Here is a 21,910-nt window from a genome sequence, read left to right on the forward strand (position 1 = left end):
TCACCCAGTCTGGTCGATCAGCACGTGCACGACGCCCTCGACGACCGAGACGGGCCAGGTGGCGATGGACACGTCGGGGTCGTCGAGGCACCGGCCGGTGCGCAGGTCGAAGGTCTGCTTGTGCAGGGGCGAGGCGACGGTGGCGGCCTCACCCCGCGACCCGACGAGCCCACGGGCCATCACGTTCGCGCCGGTGAACGGGTCGCGGTGGGAGACCGCCAGCACCTCACCGGTGTCGGCGAGCAGGAAGAGCGCGACCTGGTGGCCGTCGACCAGCGCGGCGGCCCCGCGGTCGGGGTGCAGGTCGTCGACGCGGCACACGGCGTGGGCCGTCGTGGTCTGCGTCGGGACGAGGGACGTGGTCACAGAGGGCCTCCTGCGGTGCGGACGGGCAAGGTGTCGCCGGCGATGACGACGCCGCGCTCGGCCGGCGACGCCGGTCGCTTCTGGCCGCGCTCGGGCACGTAGGCCAGGTCGGGGTCGGCGACGTCGGGGGCGTTGACGAACGAGGCGAACTTGCGGAGCTTCTCCGGGTCCTCGAGCGTGGCCGCCCACTCGTCGCGGTAGCCCCCGACGTGGGCGTCCATGGCCGCGTCGAGGTCGGCGGCGATGCCGAGGGCGTCGTCCATCACGACGGCACGCACGGCGTCGAGGCCGCCCTCGACCGACTCGACCCAGGGTGCGGTGCGCTGGAGCCGGTCGGCCGTGCGCACGTAGTACATGAGGAACCGGTCGATGGCACGGACCAGCTGCTCGGTCGTGAGGTCCTCGGCGAAGAGCCGGGCGTGCCGGGGCGTGAACCCGCCGTTGCCGCCGACGTACATGTTCCAGCCCTGGTCGGTGGCGATCACGCCGACGTCCTTGCCGCGCGCCTCGGCGCACTCGCGCGCGCAGCCGGACACGCCGAGCTTGATCTTGTGCGGCGAGCGGAGCCCGCGGTACCGCAGCTCGAGGGCGATCGCGAGGCCGACGGAGTCCTGCACGCCGAAGCGGCACCACGTGGACCCGACGCACGACTTCACGGTGCGCAGCGACTTGCCGTAGGCGTGCCCGGACTCGAACCCGGCGTCGACCAGACGCGACCAGATGGCGGGCAGCTGCTCGATCCGCGCCCCGAACAGGTCGATCCGCTGGCCGCCGGTGATCTTGGTGTACAGGCCGAAGTCCTTCGCGACCTCGCCGATGACGATCAGTCCCTCGGGGGTCACCTCGCCGCCGGGGATGCGCGGGACCACCGAGTAGGTGCCGTCCTTCTGCATGTTGGCCATCACGTGGTCGTTCGTGTCCTGCAGCGCCGCGCCCTCGCCGTCGAGGACGTGCTCCTGGTAGAGCGAGGCCAGGATCGAGGCCGCGACCGGCCGGCACACGTCGCAGCCGCGACCACGGCCGTGGCGGGCCACCAGCTCGCTGAAGGTCCGGATCCCGCTGACGCGCACGACGTCGAACAGCTGCGCACGGCTGAGGGAGAAGTGCTCGCAGAGGTCGTCGCTGACCTCCATCCCGGCCTCGGCCAGCTGGGCCTGGAACAGCTGCTTGACCATCGGCACGCACGAGCCGCAGCTGGTGCCGGCCTTGGTGCAGGCCTTCACCCCGGCCAGGTCGGTGCACCCCTGCTCGGTGACGGCGCAGCGCACGGCACCGGCCGTCACGTTGTTGCACGAGCACACGGTCGCCTCGTCGGGCAGCGCGCCGCCCGTGGGTCGCTCGGCGGACTCGGGCAGCAGCCAGCCCGTGGGGTCGGTGCCGAGGGCGTGCCCCACGAGTGGCCGCAGGCTGCCGTAGGCCGAGGCGTCGCCCACCAGGACCCCGCCGAGCAGCGTGGACGCGTCGTCACTCAGCACGAGCTTCTTGTAGAGGCCCTGGACGGGGTCGGCGTAGACGACCTCCAGGCTGCCGGGGGTCGTGCCGAACGCGTCGCCGAAGCTGGCCACGTCGACCCCGAGCAGCTTGAGCTTGGTGGAGAGGTCGGCGTCGGTGAAAGCGGCCTCGCCGCCGAGCAGCCGGTCGGCGACCACCTCGGCCATGGTGTAGCCGGGGCCGACGAGGCCCCACACACGGTCGGCGACGCAGGCGACCTCGCCGATCGCGAACACGGCGGGATCGCTGGTGCGGCAGCCGGCGTCGGCGAGCACACCACCGCGTGGGTGCACGTCGAGCCCGGCGCCCCGGGCGAGCTCGTCGCGGGGCCGCACGCCGGTGGCGAACACGACGACGTCGACGTCGAGCCGGTCGCCCGACGCGAACTCCATGCCGCGGACACGACCCTCGTCGTCGGCGTCCACGCGGGAGGTCGCGGTCGAGGTGCGCACGTGGACGCCGAGACCCTCGATCAGCCGGCGCAGCGCCTCGCCGCCACCGGGGTCGACCTGCACCGGCATGAGGCGGTCCGCGAACTCCACGACCGTGGTCTCGGCGCCGAGCGACGTGAGGGCGCCCGCGGCCTCGAGCCCCAGCAGGCCACCACCGACCACCGCGCCTCGCACCGGTCGCCCGAGCGCGGACGACCGCTCGTCGATCCACGTGCGCAGGGAGTCGAGGTCCTCGATCGTGCGGTAGACGAAGCAGCCGGCCAGGTCGGCTCCCTCGACCGGGGGGACCGCGGCGTACGACCCGGTCGCCAGCACCAGGGCGTCGTAGCGACGCCGTTCGCCACCGGCCACGACGGTCCGGGTCGCGGTGTCGACGGACTGCACCGGGGCGCCGGTGTGCAGGGTGACGCCCGGCGTGCTCCAGAGGGCCTGGTCCCCGAGCAGCAGGTCCTCGGGTCGCCCGAGGTCGAAGTAGCTGGTGAGCGCGACCCGGTCGTAGGGTGCGTGCGGCTCGTCGCCAAACACCTCCACGTCCCACGTGTCGGTGGCACCTCGTTCCACGAGGGCTTCCACGAGGCGGCGGGCGACCATGCCTGCTCCGGCCACGACCAGGGTGCTGCGTTCCATGTCGTCGACGCTACGAAGCCCGTGTGTCGAGGTCCGACGTCCACGGTTACCGGGCTGCAACACCTGTCTCACGCTCCTGAGGCGCGGGGCGTGAGATCGCCGTCGGAGTGGGTGCCGGTGCGGGTCGCGCGGGCGGGTCGACCTCCTGCAGCCAGTCGACCAGGCCGCACACGAGGCTGCGGCATCCTCCGCACCCGGTCGTGGCGCGTGTGGCCGCGACGACCTCGTCGAGGGTGCAGCAGCCGTCGTCCCACGACGACACGACGTCGGCCTTGGTCACGCCGTTGCACCGGCACACCGTCGTGCTCGACGGCATCGCCGTGGGGGAGCCCGCCTGCTCCTCCGGTGCGCCCACGAGCAGCTGCAGCGGGTCGGGCGGGGCGATGCCCGGGCGATCGAGCTGCACGGAGAGTCGAGCGGCGAGGTCGGGCGCGCCCACGCACGTCATGCCGACGAGCGTGCCCTGACGCACGACCACCTCCACGAACCGTCGCGCACCGCCGTCGTCGAGTGCCACCACGCGGTCGGTGGGCCGGGCGGTCGAGGCCCGCACGCCGGCCGTGACCACGTCCAGGCCCACGGCCTTGAGCCGCATGGCCGCACCGGTCACCGCGAGCGTCGGCACGGGCGTCGACCTCACGAGGTGGGCCGCCAGGGCGTCGGCCTGGGCCCAGCCGGGAGCAACCAGGCCGCTGACGCCGTCCGCCGTCTCGGCGCAGTCGCCGATCGCGCTGACGTTCGGGTCGCTCGTGCGCAGGTCCTCGTCCACGACGATGCCGTGACGGACCGTGAGGCCGGCCTGTGCCGCGAGCTCGGTGCGGGGGACGGAACCGGTGGCCAGCACCAGCAGGTCGGTGCCGACGCGGGTGCCGTCGCCGAGGACCGCCGCGGCCACGTGCCCGTCCTGCACCTCGATGCCGCGGATCCTGGCGCGCGGCACGAGCCGCACCCCGAGGTCGGCGAGCGTGCGCCCGGCCACCTGCGCGACGTGCTCGTCGAGGTCGCGGTCGAGGATCCCGTCGCGGGAGGCGAGCACCGTCACCTCGAGCCCGCGACGACGCAGGCCGCAGGCCACCTCGGTCCCGATGGCGCCGGCTCCCACCACGCAGGCGCGGTCGGCGTTCAGGGCACCCGCGACGACGGCGCGGGCGTCGTCGATGCTCCGCAGCACGTGCACGCCGGGGACCGGCGGCCCGTCGGCGGTGTCCAGGCCCGGCAGGGGGAGCGTGCGCGCCCGTGCGCCGGTGGCCAGCACGAGGTGGTCCCACGCCAGCGTGGTGCCGTCGTCGAGGGTGAGCCGCTGAGCGGCGCGGTCGAGACCGGCCGCACGCACGCCCCGCAGCGCCTCGACGCCGGGGGTGGCCGGGAGGGTGAGGGCGGCCAGGTCGGTCCGACCCGCCACCAGCTCCGACAGCAGCACGCGGTTGTACGGCTCGTAGGGCTCCTCGCCGACGAGGACCACGTCGGCGTCCGGGCGCAGGCGTACCGCCTCGGAGGCGAACCGGTGGCCCACCATCCCGGCACCCACCACGACGATCCTCATGACTCGACCTCCAGCAGCGTGGTGGGCGCGCCGGTCGGTCGGCGGACGCCCGCCCCCGGCTCGACCCGTTCGACGGTCACGGCGCAGACCTTGAACTCCGGCATCCCCGAGACCGGGTCGGTGGCGTCGTTGGTGACGGCGTTCACGAGTCCGTCGCCGCCGAAGTGGAAGGGCGCGAAGACGGTGTCGGGGCGGATGTCGCGGGTCAGGCGTGCCGGGGCGACCATCGAGCCGCGGGTCGAGGTCACCCGGACCAGCTCCGCGGCGTCCACGCCGAGCCGTGCCGCCAGCGCCGGGTGCATCTCGACGTGGGCCTCGCCGGCGGCCTGGCGCAGCGCCGGGACCCGCCGGGTCTGGGCCCCGGACTGGTAGTGCTGCAGCAGGCGACCGGTGACCAGGTGGATGGGTGCGTCCTCGCGGACGGCGTCGTCGGGTCCGTCGGACGAGACCGGCACCATCGTGGCCCGTCCCGACGCCGTGGGGAAGCGCTCGGTGAACAGACGGGGGGTCCCGGGGTGCGTCGGATCGGGGCACGGCCAGTACAGCGCCTCGCCCCTGTCCAGCCGGTCGTGGGCGATGCCCGCGTAGTCGGCCCGTCCGCCGGCACTGGCACGGGCGAGCTCGTCGAAGACCTCCCGGGACTCGGTGGACCACGTGCCGGGGGCGTCGAGCCGCCGGGCCAGCTCGGCCCAGATCCAGAGCTCGTCGCGGACCTGGGGCGGTGCCGTGACCGCGCGTCGGCGCCGCAGCACGCGACCCTCGAGGCTGGTCATCGTCCCCTCCTCCTCGGCCCACTGCGTGACCGGCAGGACGTAGTCGGCCATCAGTGCCGTCTCGGAGGGCACCACGTCGCACACGACGAGCAGGTCGAGCGAGGCGAGCCGCTCGCGCACGGCACCGGCGCGGGGAGCGCTCACCACCAGGTTGCTCCCGTGCACGAAGAGTCCGCGCGGACCGTCCGCGGTGCCCAGCCCGGCCAGGAGCTCCACGGCGGGGACCCCGGACCGGGGGATGGCGTCGGGGTCGACACCCCACACCCCCGCGACGTGGGCCCGGGCGGCGGGGTCCTCGATCGACCGGTAGCCGGGGAGCTGGTCCGCCTTCTGCCCGTGCTCGCGACCACCCTGCCCGTTCCCCTGCCCGGTGAGGGCGCCGTAGCCACCACGCTCGGCGCCGGGCAGCCCGAGGGCCAGTGCCAGGGAGATCGCGGCCGACACCGTCGCGGTGCCGTCGGTGTGCTGCTCCGCGCCGCGACCGGTGAGCACGAAGGCGCCCCGTCCGCCACGGTGCGGGGAGGCGTCGGCCAGCCGCCGGGCGACGGCGCGGAGCTGCGGCTCCGGGACACCGGTCACCGAGGCCACGCGCTCGGGCCACCAGGAGGCCACGGAACGGCGGACCTCCTCCACCCCGTCCACGCGTTCGTGCAGGTAGGCGGTGTCGGCCAGGCCCTCACCGAGGACGACGTGCAGCAGGCCGAGCAGGAGTGCCAGGTCGGTGCCGGGAACGAGCTGCAGGTGGGTCCCCGCGCCGTCGTCGCACAGGCGAGCCGTGGCGGACCTCCGCGGGTCGACGACCACCAGCCCGCCCTGCTCCCGAGCGCCGGCGAGGTGCTGGACGGCCGGTGGCATGGTGTCGGCGAGGTTGCTGCCGAGCAGCAGCACGGCGTCGGCGTCCCGGAGGTCGGTGAGCGGGAACGGCAGACCGCGGTCGACGCCCAGCGACCGGTTGGCCGCCGCCGCGGCGGACGACATGCAGAACCGCCCGTTGTAGTCGACCATCCGCGTGCGGAGCGCCAGCCGTGCGAACTTGCCGAGCTGGTAGGCCTTCTCGTTGGTGAGACCGCCCCCGCCGAACACCGCGAGCGCATCGGGTCCGTGCTGCTCGGCGAGGCTGAGTGAACGGTCGGCGATGTCGTCGAGGGCCTCCTCCCAGCTCACCGGTCGAAGCCCCCGGGGCGTGCGCCGCAGCGGCTCCACCAGCCGGTCGGGGGTGCGCAGCAGCTCCGCCGACGTCCACCCCTTCTGGCACATGCCGCCGCGGTTCGTCGGGAAGTCGCGGGGCTCGGCGGCCAGAGGGTGGCCGCCGAGCCGCTGCGCGCACTGCAGGGCGCAGTAGGGGCAGTGCGTGTCGGTGTCGGTGATGGGGCTGGGGGTGTCGTGCACGTCAGACCTTCGCGCGGGCCATAGCGGACCGCGGCCGCAGGTAGACGGCCCAGGTGACCACCAGGCAGACCACGTAGAACGCCGCGAACAGGGCGAAGGCCGTCTTCACCGCGGAGACCGGGTCCGTGATCCACGGTGCACCGAACGTCATCGGGATGAGGAAGCCACCGATCGCACCGATGGCTCCGACGATGCCCAGCACGGCCGATGCCTCGCGCGTGGAGCGCAGGAGGGCGGCGCGACGCTCGGGCGAGCCCTCCGGCCCCGCCTGCTCGGCCTGCACCTTCCAGATGATGGGGATCATCCGGTAGGTCGACCCGTTGCCGACGCCGGAGGCCGCGAAGACGAAGAGGAAGGCGGCCAGGAAGAACCAGAACACCTGCTCGTTGGCCTCCACCGCGCTCGTCACGGCGGTCGGGTAGGTGAAGGTCTCCGGGTCGACGGTGGTCGGGTCGATCTTGGGCACGGGGGTCAGCCGGGTGAGGGTGAGCAGCACCGCGAGCGTGCCCACGGTCATGAGGGCGAAGGACACGACGGTGATCCGTGCTCCGCCGAACCGGTCGGCCAGCCAGCCGCCGAACGGTCGGGTGATCGAGCCGACGAGGGCGCCGAGGAAGGCGAAGGAGGCCACGTTGACGCCGATGCCGACGACGTCGGGCACGGGCTGGTTCCAGAAGTTGATCTTGATGAGCAGGGGCATCGCCGCGGAGAAGCCGATGAAGGAGCCGAAGGTGCCGATGTAGAGCAGCGCCATGATCCAGGTGTGCCGGTAGGTCACCACGCGCAGCTGCTCGCGGGGTCGTGACGCCGCCACCGACAGGTTGTTCATGAAGAAGAACGCGCCGGCCGCGGCCAGGACGGCCAGACCTCCCCACACGTAGGCCGCCCGCTCCAGCGCGATCCCGGAGCCGCTGGCCTGCACGAGTCCGAAGAGACCGGCGCCGCCGACCACGACGGGCAGGAACAGCTGGACCAGGGAGACACCGAGGTTGCCGCCGGCGGCGTTGAGACCGAGTGCCGCGCCCTTGCGGCTCGCCGGGTAGAAGAAGTTGATGCTGGCCATCGAGGAGGCGAAGTTCCCGCCTCCGACGCCGGCCGTCGCCGCGATGACGATGAAGACCCAGTACGGCGTGTCCGGCCGTTGCACGAACCAGGCGAAGAGCCCGGTCGGCACGAGCAGGAGCAGGGCGCTCACGACCGTCCAGTTGCGGGCACCGAACCGGGGCACGGCGAACGTGTAGGGCAGCCGGATGAGGGCGCCGACGAGGTTGGGAGCCGCGACCAGCCAGAACAGCTGCTGGGGGGTGAACGCGAAGCCGGCCGAGGCGAGGAAGGTGGCCGTGACGCTCCACAACAGCCAGACGGAGAAGCCGAGGTGCTCGGCGAAGATCGACCAGGCGAGGTTGCGCCGCGCGACCCGACGTCCCTGCGACTCCCAGAAGGCGGGGTCCTCCGGGTCCCAGTGGTCGATCCACCGGCCGGTGCGACGCTGCGGTGGCGGGGTCGCGGCCCGGGTCGGTGCCGACGGAGCGGAGCGGGGCGTGTCGAGCTCGATCGTCATGGACTTCCTCGTTCGATCCGGGAGGGGCCGAGGGGCCCCAGGACGTCTCGAACGCTAGGGACGACGTGTTTCGCGGCGCACCGCCCGACGTCAGGGCTCGGTAACACTGTCCGCACACGGTCGGGGGTGGCACTGTGAGATCGCCGGGTCGCCGAGCGCGCTGGGGCTCGCGTGGAAGGATCGGGGCATGACTTCGACCGACGCCACCGCCACCACCGAGACCGTCGACTTCTGGTTCGACCCGCTCTGCCCGTGGGCGTGGATGACCTCGCGCTGGATGCTCGAGGTGGAGCAGGTGCGCGACGTGCACACCGTGTTCCACGTGATGAGCCTGTCGGTGCTCAACGAGGACAAGGACGTCCCCGACGAGTACAAGGAGATGATCCAGGCCGGGTGGGGTCCGGTCCGGCTGGCCATCGCGATCGAGCAGCAGCACGGGCAGGAGAAGCTGCGCGCCTTCTACACCGCCATCGGCACGGCCCGTCACCCCGGCGGACGCGACTTCACGCGTGAGCTCTACGAGGAGGTCCTGGCCGAGGTCGGCCTGCCCGCCGAGCTCGCCGACGCCGCGGAGGACACGTCGCTCGACGACGCCGTCCGCGCCTCGCACGCCGACGGCATCGACCGGGTCGGCCAGGAGGTCGGCACCCCCGTGATCTCCGTCGCCGGCACCGCCTTCTTCGGCCCCGTGCTGTCGCCCGCGCCCAAGGGCGAGGACGCCGGCAGGGTGTTCGACGGCGCGCGGCTGCTCGCCGGGTACGACGGGTTCTACGAGCTGAAGCGCACCCGCGACCGCGACCCGATCTTCGACTGAGCGCGGGTGGACTCCGTGGGCGACGCTTCCCGGTGTCGCTCGCGGAGCCCGACGCGGGCCCCCGAGTCCTAGGCTGACCCCATGACGCTGCACCCCCAGGCCCGGGCCTACCTGGCGGCCCTTGGATCCGACGACGGCGGGCCGCCGCTGGACCTCGAGGCCGTCAGGGACATCCGCGCCCAGTCGCGGGCGGCCGCCCTGGAGCAGGACCGCATCGGCCTCGACCACGTGGCCGACGTGGACGCCGACGGCGTGCCGTGCCGGCTCTACCGTCCGAGGCTCGGCGCACCCGTGGCCCTCTACGTCCACGGGGGCGGCTGGGTCATGCACGACGTCGAGACGCACGACGTCTTCTGCCGGTACCTCGCGCACGTCACCGGTTGGGCCCTGCTGTCGGTCGACTACCGACTGGCTCCGGAGCACCCGTTCCCGGCGGGCCTCGACGACGTGGAGCGGGCCGCCCGGTGGCTCCGCGCGAACGGCCGCGGCCACCGGGTCGACACCGACTGGGTCCCCGCGATCGGCGACTCCGCCGGCGCCAACCTCGTCGCGGGCCTGTGCGTGCGCGACCCGGCACTCCTCGACCACCAGGTCCTGCTGTACCCCGTCACCGACCGCCGGGCCGACCTCGACCCGTCGCTCGAGAACGCCGCCCTCGGCATCGACGACATGACGTGGATGTGGGAGGCGTACGCGCCGGGGGACCGGGCCGACGAGCCCGAGGTGAGCGTGCTCCGCGCAGCCGACCTGGCCGAGCACCCGCCCGCCGTCGTCGTCACGTGCGAGCACGACGTGCTCCGTGACCAGGGCGAGGCGTATGCGGCAGCGCTCGCCGACGCCGGCGTGCAGGTCACCGCGCACCGGGCCCTCGGGATGATCCACTCCTTCTGGCGGCAGCCGGCCGTCTTCGACGCGTCACGGGCCCTCGTGGTCGCGGTCGGCGGGTGGCTCGACACGGCGCGGTCCACGGCACGGGAGGCGTGATCGCGGCTGGCATACTGTCGCGCGTGGTGGAGCAGGCCGAGCCGGGGCAGACCGAGCGCCCAGCCTGGCGCCGCTTTCTCGACCGGCAGCTCAGCCGCGAGCCCCTGGTGGTCGTCCCCACCCACGCCTACGGCCTGCGAGGCGTCGCGGACGGACCTCCGGCCCCGCACCGCCTGGTGCCGCTGCTGCGCACCGCGCTGCTGGGTGCGGCCTTCGCCGTCCTGGTGGTGCTCGCCCTCACCCGCCCGACGCCCCTCGTGGCGGTGCCCGGGGTCGTGGTGGCCGTCGCGCTCGCGGTCGGCGCGTCGGAGGGGACGCTGCGGCACTGGCGGCACCGCAGACGACTGCGTCGCGCCCTGGTCCGTCACGCCCCGACCACGGCGATGGCCTACGCCGGCAGGTCGGGCGGTCCGTGGCAGCTTCGCATGTGGGAGCCCTACCTGCTGCGCTCCGGTGAGCCGAACGTCATCATCAACCTGCACGCCAAGTACGTCGAGCGGATCCTGACCGAGGGCGACACCCCGCTGCGATCGCCCTTCGTGCAGCTGGGGTCACGGGGGATGAAGGACCTCGACGACGCTCTGGTCCCCAGCCTCCGCGCCTTCTTCTACGTGCAGAACGCCCAGACCAACGCCCGGTTCATGGCGCGCCGGGACATCACGCACGTGTGGCTCAACCACGGCGACTCCGACAAGCCGGCCAACTACAACCCCCGGCACGCGGACTACGACGTCCTCGTCGTGTGCGGCCAGGCGGGCATCGACCGATACGCCAACCACGGCATCCACGTGGATGCCGACAAGTTCGAGGTGCTCGGCCGCCCCCAGGCGTGGGACATCGAGCCCGCTCGCGGTGCCATCGGGTCCCTCGAGCAGCCGACCGTGCTCTACGCGCCGACGTGGCACGGCCTCGATCCCGCGGTCAACTTCTCCTCGCTGGAGCAGGGACCGAAGATCGTCGCCGCGCTCCTGCGACGCGGGGTGCGCGTGGTCTTCCGACCGCACCCGCTCAGCTACCGCTGGCGCATCCGACGGGCCGTGGTGCACGAGATCCACGGGCTGCTCGAGGCCGACCGGGCCGCCGGCGGTCCCGCGCACGTGTGGGGACGGCGCGCCGACGTCGAGTGGAGCGTGGCCGACTGCACGAACGCCTCCGACGCCCTCATCTCCGACGTGTCCAGCGTCGTGTCCGACTGGCTGCAGTCCGAGAAGCCGTACAGCATGACGGCGATGCGGTCGAGCGTCGAGGAGTTCCGCGACGAGTACCCCATCGCCCAGACCGCGTACGTGCTGCGCGGTGATCTCGAGAACCTCGACGAGGTCCTCGACGACCTGCTCGTGGACGACCCGCTGGCCGAGGCCCGGTCGGCTCGCAAGCGCTACGTGCTGGGGGAGTTCCGGGGCGAGGAGTCCGCCGACGCCTTCGCGGGGTTCGTGCGGCGCGTGGTGCGCGAAGGCCGCTGAACCGGCAACCGTCCGCTCTGGGACACTGTCCGCATGCGCGTGCACCTCGGAACCGACCATGCCGGCCTCGAGCTCAAGGACGCCCTCGCGGCGTGGCTCACCGACCACGGGTACGAGCCCGTCGACCACGGCGCGCACGAGTACGACGCCGACGACGACTACCCGCCGTTCTGCGTCGCGGCGGCCCAGGCCGCGGTCGACGAGCCGGGGTCGCTGGCGATCGTGATCGGCGGGTCGGGCAACGGTGAGCAGATCGCCGCCAACAAGGTGCGCGGCGCTCGAGCGGCGCTCGCCTGGAGCACGGAGACGGCCGCACTCGCCCGTGAGCACAACGACGCCCAGGTGATGGCCATCGGCGGGCGCATGCACACGTTCGAGCAGGCCGTCGAGATCGTCGAGACCTTCCTGACCACGCCGTTCAGCGGAGCCGAGCGTCACCAGCGCCGGATCGACCTGCTCGCCACGTACGAGTCCACCGGTCGCTTCGACTGAGGTCGGCGGGTCGGGCGTGGACCTCCGGCCCTGGTGCTGCAGGCCCGCCTGGGCGACCATGACGATGTAGACACCTCTCGGTGCCTCGCGTCGGGGACCAGGAGGCCGTGTGACCGCCACCCCGCACCACCACACGCTGAGGTCGATCATCGACCTCGCCGAAGGACCTCGTGAGGGTGCACTGCTGGTCGTGGGAGAGCCGGGGATCGGCAAGACCCGGTTGCTGAGCGAGGCGGTCGACGGCACGCCCGTCCCCTCCACCATGGTGCGCACCAACCCGCACGAGGCCGCGTACGCCATGTCCGGCCTGGAGTCGGTGCTGGTGGGGCTTTCGATGCACCTGGCGCCCGACCTCGAGCGTCGGGCCGCGTCGATGGCGGAGGGACCCGGCCAGGAGCTCGACGCGGCCCACCACGTGCTCGACGTGATCCAGGCGATGCGACTGCCCGCGACGCTGCTGCTGGTCGACGACGTCGACCGGATGGACGCGCACAGCCAGGCCGTGCTCGGCCTCGTGGCCGGTCGCCTGTTGCACACGGGGCTCCGGCTCGTGGTGACGGCTCGGACGATGTCGGCGAGCGCGCCGCTGGGTGGGATCCCCCGCCGAGAGCTGCGCCCGCTGCCGCCCGACGTCCTCGCCGACGAGGTCCGCGACCCGGGACACGAACCGTCGGAGTCGACCGTGCGCGTGCTCTCGACCTACTGCCGCGGCAACCCGAGCCTGCTGCGCGAGCACCTGGAACGTCTCGACCCGGACCAGGCGCGAGGTGACGCCTGGCTCCAGCTCCCGCCGCGCGGTGGCTCGTGGTCCGCCGTGCTGACCGCTCCGATCCTCGACGGCCTGGACGCGAGGCAGCGGACCGCCCTCGACGTCGTGGCCCTCTCGTCCCTCGCGCACCCCCTGGTCCTCGGGCTCGTCGACTCCGGACTGCCCGGCGCGGTCGACGAGCTGGTGGACGAGGGTGTCCTGAGCCGTAGGGGCCAGCACGTCGCGTTCCGGGACGCCCGCCTGCGCTCCCGGATCTACTGGTCCCAGTCATCGGCATCGCGCCGTGAGGGGCACGCGCGTCTCGCCGCTGCGGCCCGGGGACGCAGCGAGCACCTCGAGGCGTGGCACGGGAGCTTCGACGGCGAGCCCGTCGGGGTGGAGGCGCTCCTGCGCAGCGCGGTCGGGCTCGTCGCGTCGGGCGACGTCGCGGCCGCGGTCGAGCTGGCCGAGCGGGCGCTGCAGCGGGTGGAGCACGTCGACCGGCACCTCGACACCATCATCGGTCTCTGCTCCCAGCTCCTGCGCCACGGCGAGGTGGTGCTGGCCGCGCGCTACAGCCACCACCCGCAGGTCGTCGACATCACGGCCACCCAGGCGCTGCGCCTGGCCTTCTTCGAGCTGGTGCACGAGATGGTCACGTCGCAGCAGCTCGTCGACGACCAGGTGCGGGCCCTGGCCGAGCTGCACGCCGGGAACGCCCCCGACACGGCGGCCGGCCTCCAGCTCGCAGCCGCATGGTTCCGCGCCGAGCGGTGGGAGACGGCGGAGGCGCGGGCGCTTCTCCCGTCCACCGCCGCCACGGAGGGACGGCTCTCGGACAAGACCGTCGACCAGCTCGGGATCACCATCGCGGCCCTCGACGCCATCGACGGCGTGAAGTCGACCGAGGGGGCCACCGTGACCGGCCTCGGGTCGCTGGACGGCAGCGAGCCGGCGCCCCTGCTGATGCAGGCGCGGGCGCACTCCCTGGCCGAGCGACACGGGGAGGCGCGCGACCTCTTCAACATCGTGCTGCACTACCCGACCGCCCTGGACCCGGTGTGGACCGACCTGGCCCGGCTCGGCGCCGTCGGGAACGAGGTGGCGGCCGGTCAGTTCCGACGGGCCCGCGAGTGCGCGACCGCGTGGGACCCCGACTCCCCGTGGGCAGGGCTGCGGTCCTCCGGGCAGCTGTACGTGCGCGCCTGGATCCAGTACTCGGTCGGACGCACCGACGACGCCGACGAGGTCCTGCAGCGGTCCAGTGAGCTGGCCTCGCTGGAGGGTGCACCCGCCACCATGGCCCGGGCGCTCGCCCTGAGGGGGACGATCGCCCTCCTCCGGGGTGACGCGGACACCTCGGTCACCCTGCTGCGCCAGGTCACCGGCTACGCCGCCCGGTTCCGCAATCCCACCCTCCTGCGTCAGTGGGCCGACTACGCGGAGGCGTGTGTCGCGACGGGTCGGCACCGGGAGGCGACCCGGCTCCTCTCCTCCCTCGAGGCCCGGCAGGCGGCCCATCCGAGTCGGTGGGCGGCCCTCGCGATCGCGCGCATGCGGGCGCTCACCGCCGAGGGTGAGGCGTCCCTGCCGCTCTTCACCGCCGCGGCCGGCCTGTTCGAGCCGGGCGAGTCCCCGTACGAGCAGGGCCGCACGCTCGCGGTGATGGCCACCCGGCTCACCGCGCTCGGCCACGCGCACGAGGGTGCCCGGGCCCGGACCCTGGCCGTCGCCGCGTTCGACATCGCGGGGGCCACGGGGTGGGCGGTCCGCGGAGCGTCCGAGCACGGCATCGAAGCCACTCCCGTCAGGGACCAGCTCAGCGACGAGGAGTGGGTCGTCGCCACTCACGTGAAGGACGGCCTGCGCACCCGCGACATCGCCGCGGCGATGTTCATGTCGGTCCGCACGGTGGAGCTGAGGCTCACGGCGATCTACCGGAGGATCGGGGTGGCGTCGCGCTCGGAGCTCGTCGCGGAGATGCTGCGCGAGGGCGGCTAGACCCGAGCCGTCGGTCGCGCTCCGCTCCGCCGTCGGCGGTGTCCCGCACACCTGGATGCGGGCCGCGGCGGGCCACGTGCGGGTGTCCGGCTGCGCCCCGCACGCCTGAGCGATTCGGCTTCTCAGCCTGTGGGCGTCGGGGCCAGAGTGGCGTCCAGGACGGCGCACGGGGCGCCGACGAGAAGGAGCACCCCATGACGCTCGCCGACTCCCCCCAGACCCAGCTGGCCACGGCACGCCGCCGTCCTCCGACCTCGGTCGTCACGTCCCGGGCGTCCCGGCGCAGCGTGCTGAAGCACCTGTTCCCCTTCGACGTCGCCGTCGTCGGGCTCGGCCGGGTCGGACTGCTGACGGCGCTCGCCCACCACAGGGCAGGATCGCGGGTCCTCGCGCTGGACGTCCCGGCGCCGAGCCGGGCGCCGGACGACGTCGGACCTGCCGGCCAGGACCTCCTGCGTCTCGCCACGACCCTCGGTCTGGACACGTTCACGGTCTCGCCCGACCTAGCCCGCGCCGGCGACGCGCGAGCCGTGGTGGTGTGCGGGCCGACACCCGACGACGACGACGCCCCCGACGTCGAGCTCCTGCGAGCCCTGTGCGCCGTGGTGGTGGACCAGGCGGTCCCCGGCCAGCTCATCCTCCTCACCTCCACGGCGTACGTGGGGTGCACGGAGGACCTCCTGGTGAAGCCGCTGCGCGACCGCGGGCTCGAGCCGGGATCGTCCGTGCACGTCGCCTTCAGCGCCCGACGCCGGATCGGGGGACGCGGCGCGACGGCGAAGGAAGCAGGCCCCCGCGTGGTCGCCGGATGGACGTCGGCCTCAGCGCAGCGTGCCGCCCAGCTCGTCGGTCGGTGCGAGCAGGAGGTCCACGTGGTGCGCACGCTGGGTACCGCCGAGCTGACCAAGCTCCTGGACGACACCTACCGTGCCGTCGGCGTGGCCCTCGACGACGAGTTCGATCGCATCGCGCCCGGCGTCGACACCGTGCGTGGATCGACGTCGACGACGGCCGGGGACACCGCGTGACCAGCGGGACGAACCGGTCCGTCGTCACCGGCGGCGCGGGGTTCGTCGGAAGTCACCTGGTCGAGCTGCTCCTCGAGCGGGGCGACGAGGTGGTGGTCCTGGACGACCTCTCGACGGGCGACATCAGGAACCTCGCGACGGTGCTCGACCACCCACGGTTCCACCTGAGATCGGGCTCGGTCATGGAGAAGTCGGAGGTGCGGTCCGCGGTCAGGGGTGCGGATCGCATCTTCCACCTCGCAGCTGCCGTCGGGGCGCACGCGGCCCTCGGCTCGCCTCTCGCGGGCATGCGGATCAACATCCACGGCACCGAGAACGTCCTCGACTCCGCGTTGGACTCCAGTGCCGAGGTCCTGCTGGTGTCCACGGCGGAGGTGTTCGGCAAGAACGCGATCGACACCCTGTCCGAGGACAGCGACCGGGTCCTGGGCACGCCGCTTCGCTCGCGGTGGACCTATGCCGCGGCCAGGGGCATCAACGAGGCCTACGGCCACGCCTACTGGACCGAGCGCGGTCTGCCGGTCCGCATCGTCCGGCTGTTCGACACCATCGGTCCGCGTCAGGTGGGCCAGTACGGCATGGTCGTGCCGCACCTGGTCGCCGAGGCCATGGCCGGCGAGCCCATGACCGTGTTCGGGGACGGCGAGCAGACCCGGTGCTTCGCCTACGTCGGCGACGTGGTGCCCGCGATGGTCGCCGTGCAGGAGTCGAAGGGCTCGATCGGCCGGGCCTACAACATCGGGGGCACCGAGGCGTTCAGCGTCAACCACCTCGCGCGCCGCGTCGCGCGGGTGACGCGGAGCCACAGCCGGATCGTCCACGTCCCGCAGGCGGACAGGCAGGGGTCCGGCAGGGAGGACCAGCACCGGCACGTCCCGGACAACACCGCGGTCCGGCGCCTCGTCGGGTACGCGCCCACGACCACCTTGGACGAGATGATCGCTCGGATCGCCGAGACCCTGGGGGCCCGACGGGTCCGCCGGCCGAGGATCGGTCGGGCGGCGAGGTCGGGTTGATCGACGGTGGGTCTCCGGAGGGCGCGCTGCGGCGGATGGGTCTCCGGCGGACGGACGAGGTGCCACCGACGGGCGCCGTCATGCGTCGACGGCTGGTCGCACCGCGATGCCGGCCGCGCTGCCGACGTCTCTGGCCCTAGGCGTCGTCTCGGCCCTGCTCGGCCTCGCGCAGCACGATGTGGGCCGCCTCGCTCAAGGTGACCTCGGCCTCCTCGGCTCGCCTGCGCAGGAGGTCGTACGCGTCGGCGGTCGTGGAGTCGTGCAGGTACGCGAGCGCACCCTTGGCCTGCTCGACGGCGATCCGGCCGGTCAGTGCGTCGTCGATCCGCTGGACGGCGGTCCGCACCGAGACGGGGTCCGCGTGGACGATGACGAGCATGGCGAGGTCGGCGAACGCCTGCAGGTGGACGGCCTGGGCGGCGTCGAAGTCGCCCGGCACGGTGCGCACGAGGCCCACGGCACCGAGCGGCTGGCCGCCCCAGCGCAGCGGCACGGCCAGGGCGGAGCAGACCCCCACAGTCTCCATCGCGGCCGTGAGGTCGGGCCACGGATGGGTCGTGCTCGAGATGTCGGGCATCGTGACGGGCCTGCCGTGCGTCCACGCCTCGAAGAGCGGACCCTCGGCGGCCTGGACGTCGTGCAGCGTGAGCAGGTCCTCGCGGTGGGACGACGACGTCAGGACCTCGAGGCGGTCGTGCCGGTCGGCGACGGCCACCGAGCACGCCACGGCGCCGAAGGCCTGCGTGACCTCCTCGAGCAGCGCGGTCAACGTTCCTGCGACGTCGTGGGGGATGACGAGTGAGGCCGACACCGTGGAGAGTGCGCGTGCCATGTCGCTCATCAGTCGCCTCCGATGCGAAAGTCCGTGTAGTCGATTCGACGCGCGATGACGTCGGCCGCCACCACGCTGACGTCCTTGTCGTGAGCGTACGCGTGTGCCCGGATCAGGGCGACCGCATCCTCCGGGCTGACTCCGAGCTGGGCGATCACCATGCCGCTCGCCTGGTGCAGCTGTGATCGTACCGACCACGCCTCCGTGTCGCTGGTGACCGGGGCGAGGACGCTCGAGTCCTGGAGCAGTGCGGTGCCGACGGCGTCGGCAACCTCCTGCACGGTCTCGAGCTCCTCCTCGAGCGGCCCGTGGGCGCGGTGCAGCGTCAGGACGCCGACGACGAGGCGACCGGGACGCATCGGGACGGACCAGATGGTGCCCTCGAGGTCGTTGCTCATCACGGCGAGGGCGGGCCAGTGGTCGGCGGAGACGTCGCCGAGGCGGACCGTGACCAGCTCGCCGGTACGGCTGGCCGTGAAGGCGGGGCCTTCTCCGGCGACCTCCTGGAGCTCCTCGTATCGCTGGGTCACGTCGTCGGTCGCGCACAGGAGCTCGTGCTTGGTGTTCAGGAGTGCGGCGGAGATCGATGCCCCGTCGGCGCCGACGACGATGCGGGCGGCCTCGCACAGGCGCGGAGCGACGTAGCTGGACTCGTCGAACGACGCGAGGAGCGAGGCGAACCGCACCAGTGCGCGCCGACTGTTGCCGAGCTCCATCGGAGACTCCTCACCCGCCGCGTCACGTCCCAGGAGGGTCGCACGTCTGACACGTATCCCTCATCATGACAGGAGGCGTCACAGGAGTCACGGCCCGACCCCGCCATCGGCCCGCACCTTCCAGGACGGTCGACTGGCGCGTCCGACCCGCATGGCTACGCTCGCCTGGTGGCTCTCTCCCGCGGCGTCCCCGACCTTCGGAACCGTCGTGCCTGAGGGGCACACCCTCCACCGCCTGGCCGGGCGCCTCACGAAGACCTTCACCGGCGACCGGGTGCGCTCGAGCAGTCCGCAGGGCCGTTTCGTCGACGGAGCCGGCCGGCTCGACGGGCTGGTGCTCGCCGGTGCCGACGCGTGGGGCAAGCACCTGCTGGTGCGGTTCGAGGGCCTCGACGAGCAGGTGCACGTCCACCTCGGCCTCTACGGGGCGTTCCGGATCTCGAAGCACGCCGAGGGCGAGGTCCCCGAGGTGAAGGGCCAGGTGCGCTGGCGTCTCGAGGGCCCGGCGGAGTGGCCCACGCGCACGGCGGACCTGCGGGGTCCCACGGCGTGCGAGCTGCTGCTGCCCGGAGAGGTGGAGGCGCTCGTCGCGCGGCTCGGTCCCGACCCGTTGCGGGCGGACGCCGAGCCCGACCGCGCCTGGCAGCGGATCCACCGCTCGAGGGCGCCGATCGCGACCTTGCTCATGGACCAGTCGGTGGTCGCCGGCATCGGCAACGTGTACCGGGCGGAGGCACTGTTCCGGCACCGCATCGACCCGTTCCTGCCCGGCCGGGACCTGCCCGAGCCGATCTGGGACGCCCTCTGGGCCGACCTCGTCGCCCTGATGCGAGAGGGCGTGCGCAAGGGTCGGATCGACACCGTCCACGTGGCGCACGGCCCGGCCGTCATGGGTCGGCTCCCGCGACGCGACGACCACGGCGGCGAGGTCTACGTCTACCGTCGCGACGGGCGGGAGTGCTACGTCTGCGGCGACGAGGTGCGCACCCAGGTCCTCGCGGCAAGGAACCTGTTCTGGTGCCCCACGTGCCAGGCCGCGGGTACGCTCGGCCGGTGAGATCACGTCTTCGCCGCGCCCGGCACACCGTGGGGCGCTACGTCGACGACCGGGTCGTGCGCTGGCAGACCGGCACCCAGGAGGGTCAGGTCGCGGTCCTCGGGGTGCTGGCGGTCCTCAGCGCGGTGATCCTCGCCCTCTCCATCGTGTCGTACCCGGTGTTCCCGGCCTTCACCTTCGTGATCCCGCTGCTGCTCGGCAGCATCACCCTGCGCTTCAAGCCGTTGCTCGTGCTGGTGGGCACGATCGCGCTGTTCGTGGCCGTCACGGTCACCGTCGAGTCGCTCGAGACGGGCATGACGACCAACCGGGTGAGCTCGCTCGTGATGATGACCGTCGTGGCCGGCATCCAGCTGTGGGAGGCGCGACGTCGGCGGAGCGGACTTCCCGGTCCGCTGGGCGAGGCCATGCTGGTCGACCTCCGAGACCGGCTGCAGGCTCAGGGCAAGGTCCCGCCCCTGCCGGCTCCGTGGCACGCGGAGTCCGCGATGCTGACCGCGGGCGGGGTGCACTTCTCCGGTGACTTCATGGTCGCCAACCTGAGCGAGGACGAGCGGAAGCTCGAGATGGTGCTCGTCGACGTCTGTGGGAAGGGCGTGGCCGCGGGGACCCAGTCGTTGCAGCTCGCCGGGGCCCTCGGTGGTCTGATCGGGGCGCTGCCGCCGCTCGCCCTGTTCGCGGCCGCCAACGACTTCCTCATGCGGCAGGACTGGGACGAGGGCTTCGCCACGGCGGTGCACGTGACGATCGACCTGCGCAGCGGGGACTACGGGATCATCAACGCCGGCCACCCGCCGGCGCTGCACTGGCACCCCGGCGCATCGGACTGGAAGACCGACCACGCCCGCGGCACGGCGCTCGGCATCCTGCAGCACCCCGACTTCCACGAGACCCGAGGGACCCTCGCGTCGGGGGAGGCCCTGCTGTTCTTCACCGACGGCGTGGTGGAGTCCCGTGAACAGGGCGTGGAGGAAGGCGTCGAGTGGCTCCGGTCCGTGGCCGCGCGTGCCGTGCGACCCGGCTTCGAGGGCGCCGCCGGCCGCATCATCGGACGGGTGAAGACCAAGGACGACGACCGAGCGGTGCTCCTGCTCGCACGTCGCGACTGACCCGCGGGCCGCAGCATCACCGGCCACGCGCATGTGGCATCCTGGAGTCGCTTCGGCCCCGAGAGCGGACGTAGCTCAATTGGTTAGAGTCTCTGCCTTCCAAGCAGAATGTTGCGAGTTCGAGTCTCGTCGTCCGCTCTCGGGGCCGAAGCCTGTTCCCAGCCGCGGGGCGTGGTCGAGCAACATGGGTCAGTGCTGGCCGGGCAGCACGAGTGCCCCGACCGATGGGTCGGGGTGCCGTGGTGGATTCGTCAGGGTCGCCAGCGCTGGTTTCGTTGCCAGGTGTCGGAGCCGGGGAGCTTCCACTCGACGTGGCCGTCATCGGGATTGATCCGGCCTGACCACTGTTGGTCGTGAACTCGGTGGTGGTGGAACGAACAGAGGAGGGCGCCGTCTCTGATGTCGGTGGTCTTGGAGATGGCGTAGGGATTCAGGTGGTGGGCTTCGGTCCACCGTGAGTCGCGGTCGCATCCGGGTGCGGTGCAGCCGCCGTCTCTCTTCTCCATCGCTCGTCGGGACGACCTGTTGAAGTAGCGGTTCGCGCTGCCGAGGTCGATCGGGAGTGAGGTGCCGTTGAGGACCATCGGGACGATCTGGGCGCTGCAGGCCAGTCGCCTCGCCTCGTCGGAGAGGCCGGCGGCCTTCACACCTCCGACGAGGGTGTCGAGGTCCAGGTTCACGGTCACGACGGCACTCACACCACCGTTGGACGGCAGGGAGTCGGCGGGGAGGTGCTCGACGAGGGTGGCGAAGGCGTGTCCGAGGCGCTGGGGGTAGGTCTGCCCGAACCCCACCTCGTCCATCTCGCCGGTGGCGGCGTTGACGGTCCCGACCTTCTGGTGTGGTGCGGCGAGCGCGTCGAGCGCGGTCTTGAGCATGGCGCCCTGGGCTTCGGGGAGGGTGAAGCGTCCGGTGACGGTGCCGTCGTTGTTGTCCCACATGGAGAACGACGTCTTCTTGCGGGCTTCGTCTTCGCGGCGGCGGAGGATCTCGTCCTCGTCGGCGTCGACCTCATCGGTCGTGTTGCGGTAGGTCTCGGTGATCCGGGCGGCCCTGCGGCGCAGGTCCTTGAGCGTCAGCTTCTGCGCGTCCTTCAGCAAAGTCTCTTCGCATCGCTCACGCTGTTCTGCGGTCACGTCGTCGGGCAGATTGGCCAGGGCGCGGGAGATGAGGTCGGCCTGCTTGGTGCTGATCACTCCGGAGGCGAGCGCGTTCTCGATGAGGGTGGTCTGCTCCTCGATCCGCTGCGCGGTGTTCACCAACGCGTCGGCACCGCTGCGGTCACCCCCGAAGTCGATCGAGATCGTGGCTCCGGTGGAGGTGCCCGTTCCCGGTCGCGGACCGTCACCATTGGCTGCGGCCTTGCGGGCCTTCTCGAGCACCCGGGCCGCAGCCATCTTGTGAGCGCTGATCCTGGCTTCGATCTTCGCGAGGCGGGTGAGGAGCTG

At 72.6% G+C, this 21,910-nt stretch carries 17 protein-coding genes and 1 tRNA gene; 10 read left to right on the forward strand and 8 right to left on the reverse strand.

Going from position 1 to position 21,910, the window contains the following annotated elements; translation table 11 throughout:
* The 5 genes from nirD to ASF37_RS10970 are packed head-to-tail and all read right to left on the reverse strand — an operon-like array spanning position 1 to position 8,202.
* Positions 1-366 carry a nitrite reductase small subunit NirD gene (nirD, locus tag ASF37_RS10950; protein WP_055964946.1) on the reverse strand — a complete coding sequence of 122 codons (366 nt, stop codon included), beginning with the start codon at positions 364-366 and terminating at the stop codon, positions 1-3.
* Positions 363-2,936 carry a nitrite reductase large subunit NirB gene (gene nirB, locus ASF37_RS10955; RefSeq protein ID WP_056580350.1) on the reverse strand — a complete coding sequence of 858 codons (2,574 nt, stop codon included), beginning with the start codon at positions 2,934-2,936 and terminating at the stop codon, positions 363-365. The genes nirD and nirB overlap by 4 nt, the downstream gene beginning before the upstream one ends.
* Before the next feature lie 46 nt (positions 2,937-2,982).
* Positions 2,983-4,479 (reverse strand): FAD-dependent oxidoreductase, encoded by a 1,497-nt coding sequence (locus ASF37_RS10960; RefSeq protein ID WP_056580353.1) that lies wholly within the window; start codon positions 4,477-4,479, stop codon positions 2,983-2,985.
* Positions 4,476-6,641 (reverse strand): molybdopterin oxidoreductase family protein, encoded by a 2,166-nt coding sequence (locus ASF37_RS10965; RefSeq protein WP_235499982.1) that lies wholly within the window; start codon positions 6,639-6,641, stop codon positions 4,476-4,478. Before ASF37_RS10965 ends, ASF37_RS10960 begins: the two co-directional genes overlap by 4 nt.
* A 1-nt stretch (position 6,642) precedes the next feature.
* On the reverse strand, positions 6,643-8,202 hold the full coding sequence (locus ASF37_RS10970; protein WP_055964958.1) for an MFS transporter: 1,560 nt from the start codon (positions 8,200-8,202) through the stop codon (positions 6,643-6,645).
* A gap of 187 nt (positions 8,203-8,389) precedes the next feature.
* Between ASF37_RS10970 and ASF37_RS10975 the strand changes: the two genes are divergently transcribed.
* From ASF37_RS10975 to ASF37_RS11005, 7 genes are all read left to right on the forward strand, one after another.
* Positions 8,390-9,016 carry a DsbA family protein gene (locus tag ASF37_RS10975; RefSeq protein WP_055964961.1) on the forward strand — a complete coding sequence of 209 codons (627 nt, stop codon included), beginning with the start codon at positions 8,390-8,392 and terminating at the stop codon, positions 9,014-9,016.
* Between the two features lie 81 nt (positions 9,017-9,097).
* Entirely contained in the window at positions 9,098-10,000 is a 903-nt protein-coding gene (locus tag ASF37_RS10980; protein ID WP_056580355.1) for an alpha/beta hydrolase, read from the forward strand.
* Positions 10,001-10,023: 23 nt separating this feature from the next.
* Positions 10,024-11,463, forward strand: coding sequence for a CDP-glycerol glycerophosphotransferase family protein (locus tag ASF37_RS10985; RefSeq protein ID WP_156368168.1), 1,440 nt, complete (start codon positions 10,024-10,026; stop codon positions 11,461-11,463).
* A 33-nt stretch (positions 11,464-11,496) separates the two neighbouring features.
* Positions 11,497-11,955, forward strand: a complete 459-nt coding sequence (locus ASF37_RS10990) for a ribose-5-phosphate isomerase (protein ID WP_056553036.1) — start codon at positions 11,497-11,499, stop codon at positions 11,953-11,955.
* A gap of 109 nt (positions 11,956-12,064) precedes the next feature.
* Entirely contained in the window at positions 12,065-14,704 is a 2,640-nt protein-coding gene (locus ASF37_RS10995) for a LuxR C-terminal-related transcriptional regulator (RefSeq protein ID WP_056580362.1), read from the forward strand.
* A 194-nt stretch (positions 14,705-14,898) separates the two neighbouring features.
* Entirely contained in the window at positions 14,899-15,732 is an 834-nt protein-coding gene (locus ASF37_RS11000; RefSeq protein WP_055964976.1) for a hypothetical protein, read from the forward strand.
* Positions 15,729-16,748: an NAD(P)-dependent oxidoreductase gene (locus ASF37_RS11005; RefSeq protein WP_055964980.1), complete on the forward strand. Its 1,020-nt coding sequence runs from the start codon at positions 15,729-15,731 to the stop codon at positions 16,746-16,748. Before ASF37_RS11000 ends, ASF37_RS11005 begins: the two co-directional genes overlap by 4 nt.
* A 136-nt stretch (positions 16,749-16,884) precedes the next feature.
* Here ASF37_RS11005 and ASF37_RS11010 read toward each other — a convergent pair whose 3' ends face one another.
* A complete protein-coding gene (locus ASF37_RS11010) occupies positions 16,885-17,589 on the reverse strand; it encodes a GAF and ANTAR domain-containing protein (RefSeq protein WP_055964983.1) in 705 nt (234 codons plus the stop codon).
* Positions 17,589-18,296, reverse strand: a complete 708-nt coding sequence (locus ASF37_RS11015; protein ID WP_055964986.1) for a GAF and ANTAR domain-containing protein — start codon at positions 18,294-18,296, stop codon at positions 17,589-17,591. Before ASF37_RS11015 ends, ASF37_RS11010 begins: the two co-directional genes overlap by 1 nt.
* Before the next feature lie 208 nt (positions 18,297-18,504).
* Between ASF37_RS11015 and ASF37_RS11020 the strand changes: the two genes are divergently transcribed.
* From ASF37_RS11020 to ASF37_RS11030, 3 genes are all read left to right on the forward strand, one after another.
* Positions 18,505-19,353 (forward strand): Fpg/Nei family DNA glycosylase, encoded by an 849-nt coding sequence (locus ASF37_RS11020; protein ID WP_056580602.1) that lies wholly within the window; start codon positions 18,505-18,507, stop codon positions 19,351-19,353.
* Positions 19,350-20,462 carry a PP2C family protein-serine/threonine phosphatase gene (locus ASF37_RS11025; RefSeq protein ID WP_156364701.1) on the forward strand — a complete coding sequence of 371 codons (1,113 nt, stop codon included), beginning with the start codon at positions 19,350-19,352 and terminating at the stop codon, positions 20,460-20,462. Before ASF37_RS11020 ends, ASF37_RS11025 begins: the two co-directional genes overlap by 4 nt.
* 64 nt (positions 20,463-20,526) lie before the next feature.
* A tRNA-Gly gene (locus tag ASF37_RS11030) sits at positions 20,527-20,600 on the forward strand.
* 113 nt (positions 20,601-20,713) lie between these two features.
* On the opposite strand, the gene ASF37_RS11035 is transcribed toward ASF37_RS11030, so the two are convergent.
* Positions 20,714-21,910, reverse strand: a 1,197-nt coding sequence (locus ASF37_RS11035) for an HNH endonuclease signature motif containing protein (RefSeq protein ID WP_156368169.1), incomplete at its 5' end; no start/stop codon positions are given.

Source organism: Aeromicrobium sp. Leaf289 (genome assembly GCF_001423335.1).
GTDB lineage: Bacteria > Actinomycetota > Actinomycetes > Propionibacteriales > Nocardioidaceae > Aeromicrobium.

Bases quoted from the DNA above. Each gene is read 5' to 3' on its own strand.
- ASF37_RS11010 (WP_055964983.1), bottom strand. From the start codon at position 17,589: ATGAGCGACATGGCACGCGCACTCTCCACGGTGTCGGCCTCACTCGTC.
- ASF37_RS10990 (WP_056553036.1), top strand. From the start codon at position 11,497: ATGCGCGTGCACCTCGGAACCGACCATGCCGGCCTCGAGCTCAAGGAC.
- ASF37_RS11000 (WP_055964976.1), top strand. From the start codon at position 14,899: ATGACGCTCGCCGACTCCCCCCAGACCCAGCTGGCCACGGCACGCCGC.
- nirB (WP_056580350.1), bottom strand. From the start codon at position 2,936: ATGGAACGCAGCACCCTGGTCGTGGCCGGAGCAGGCATGGTCGCCCGC.
- ASF37_RS10960 (WP_056580353.1), bottom strand. From the start codon at position 4,479: ATGAGGATCGTCGTGGTGGGTGCCGGGATGGTGGGCCACCGGTTCGCC.
- ASF37_RS10975 (WP_055964961.1), top strand. From the start codon at position 8,390: ATGACTTCGACCGACGCCACCGCCACCACCGAGACCGTCGACTTCTGG.
- ASF37_RS10970 (WP_055964958.1), bottom strand. From the start codon at position 8,202: ATGACGATCGAGCTCGACACGCCCCGCTCCGCTCCGTCGGCACCGACC.
- ASF37_RS10980 (WP_056580355.1), top strand. From the start codon at position 9,098: ATGACGCTGCACCCCCAGGCCCGGGCCTACCTGGCGGCCCTTGGATCC.
- ASF37_RS11015 (WP_055964986.1), bottom strand. From the start codon at position 18,296: ATGGAGCTCGGCAACAGTCGGCGCGCACTGGTGCGGTTCGCCTCGCTC.